Raw genomic sequence first — 1,928 nt, forward strand, 5'->3', positions numbered from 1 at the left:
GCGCAGTCCGCTGGCCTTGACGAAATGGCCGTGGCTGGAGCGGCCGGGATCGCGATAGATGCCGCGTGCTGTGATCCTGCGCCCCCACCGGCGTTCAATGGTGTCGTCCATCCCGATGACTACCGGGCCCTCCGGCACGAGGCGGTTGACGACCATGCTCAGCAGGTGCCGCGCCATGGCGTGGGTGTTCCACCGGGCACGGTTGAGGAGCTGATGACAGCTTGAGAAATTCTGCGCCTCGGCACGCCCGGTCATCCGCAGGCAGGCGCTGACGGTGCGCTTGCCCGGTGCCAGCACTGCACCCATGACCAGAACAAGCACGTGTTCCCAGCTGGGAGCTGTAAAGCACATTCGCAGCTCCTGCAGCCAATCGCGCAGGATCTGGGGAACCGGAACGCCTGTCGGCGGCGGGGAGGTGGAATGTTGCTGCATCCCATGCTTCGAATCCCTCGCCGATCACCATGCAAGTCAGGGGCCCGCGGCAAAGTGAATTACGCATCTTGAGGTGTGCTCATGTATGATCTGCGCATGCTGTACGATGAAACGGTCGCCCGCATCGAAGCTTTCGACGACGCCAATGGTGGTGGTGTCGGCTCCTACAAGAACAAGGGCTCTTGCCATCTCTACCTGCTGGAGACGGAGGCGCCGATTGCCCGCCTGAAGCCGACCGGCAACGGAGACGAGGTCCGGCTCGGATACTGGTCACACCGGCGCAAATGGGAGGATATCGATGACATGGGTGGCGTCGTCATGCCTCTCGACGACGCGCTCGAGTTCATAGCGAACGAGGCCGTTTTCTGGACCTGGACGTGAGTGAAAACGTACAAAGTCGAGCTTAGGCCAGTGGATCAGTTGGAAGCCGAGCCCGATGATGAAGCAGGCTTGGAAGAAGGTCGTCGTCGCCAAAATCGAAATGCAGGCTGCTGCACTTTTGTCCCTCGGGAAGGCCGCCGCACCGCTCAGGATGATGATCCGAAGTGTTACGTCAGGCGACACAACCAATATTGAGGCGCAGGCGGCGCGATACTACTGGCCGCACATGATGGGGCCTGAATTCCGCCGCGACGCCGGGGCAGGAGGTCTCAACGCGTTGCTCAACTACGGCTATACGGTCCTGCGCGCTGCCACGGCGCGAGCCGTTGTGGCGGCCGGTCTGCATCCGTCGATTGGGCTGCACCATTCCAATCGCTGCAACGCCTTCGCCCTCGCCGATGATTTGATGGAACCGTTTCGTCTGCTTGCCGACTGCGCGGCCCGCCGCATCGCGCAAGATCGGGGCGATGCAGTCGACTTTGACGCCAAGCTGGTTCTGGCTCGGTTAACCCGGATAATTCACGAGAAGGCCAGACTACACGACACAGCCGTTTTTGGGGTGGCCGAGACCGGCAAGACGGATTCTTCTGGTGGACTCGACCTCGCCAAAGGAACGGTCCCCTGAATATCCGTGCTCTCGCCGATCTCCAGAAAACGCTAACTCCGCATGTGCCGTTGGGCAAGTCACGGCTCGAGACGCTCTGCATGATCCTGCTTGGCATGATCAGCGCCCGAACGGTGAACCTGACGCATATCGCGAGCGAGCGGCCAAGTCGCGCCATGGTTGCATCGACCTATCGCCGTCTGCAACGCTTCTTCCAACACGTGTGCCTGCCCGAGGATTGGAGCGTGGGCATCGTGATCTCGCTGCTCGGCAACCCTCGCCCTTGGCATCTGTGTCTTGACCGCACCAACTGGAAGATCGGCAAGACCGACGTTAACGTCCTCGTGTTGGCCGTCATCACGGCCAGGTTCCGTGTCCCGTTGATGTGGACCATGCTCCCGCATTCCGGCAACAGCACGACCGCTCAGCGCATCGCGCTGATGAAGCGGTATCTCGCGTATTTCGACGCCTCAACCGTTCGGGTGCTGCTGGCGGATCGTGAGTTCATCGG

At 61.3% G+C, this 1,928-nt stretch carries 4 protein-coding genes; 3 read left to right on the plus strand and 1 reads right to left on the minus strand.

The window, feature by feature from the left end; genetic code table 11:
* A partial coding sequence (locus tag JSE7799_RS13585; protein ID WP_144431712.1) for a transposase occupies window positions 1-432 on the minus strand: 432 nt, incomplete at its 3' end.
* A gap of 81 nt (window positions 433-513) precedes the next feature.
* Between JSE7799_RS13585 and JSE7799_RS13590 the strand changes: the two genes are divergently transcribed.
* The 3 genes from JSE7799_RS13590 to JSE7799_RS13600 form a co-directional block, all read left to right on the plus strand.
* Complete coding sequence (locus JSE7799_RS13590; protein ID WP_055664098.1) at window positions 514-813, plus strand: hypothetical protein; 300 nt, start codon at window positions 514-516, stop codon at window positions 811-813.
* 55 nt (window positions 814-868) lie between these two features.
* Window positions 869-1,438, plus strand: coding sequence for a type II CRISPR-associated endonuclease Cas1 (cas1, locus tag JSE7799_RS13595; RefSeq protein WP_055664099.1), 570 nt, complete (start codon window positions 869-871; stop codon window positions 1,436-1,438).
* 44 nt (window positions 1,439-1,482) lie between these two features.
* A partial coding sequence (locus JSE7799_RS13600; protein ID WP_503089889.1) for a transposase family protein occupies window positions 1,483-1,928 on the plus strand: 446 nt, incomplete at its 3' end.

Origin of the sequence: Jannaschia seosinensis, from assembly GCF_001408515.1 — a bacterium.
GTDB classification, from domain to species: domain Bacteria; phylum Pseudomonadota; class Alphaproteobacteria; order Rhodobacterales; family Rhodobacteraceae; genus Jannaschia; species Jannaschia seosinensis.

Coding starts and splice junctions, on each gene's coding strand:
- cas1 (WP_055664099.1), top strand. CDS start 869: ATGATGAAGCAGGCTTGGAAGAAGGTCGTCGTCGCCAAAATCGAAATG.
- JSE7799_RS13590 (WP_055664098.1), top strand. CDS start 514: ATGTATGATCTGCGCATGCTGTACGATGAAACGGTCGCCCGCATCGAA.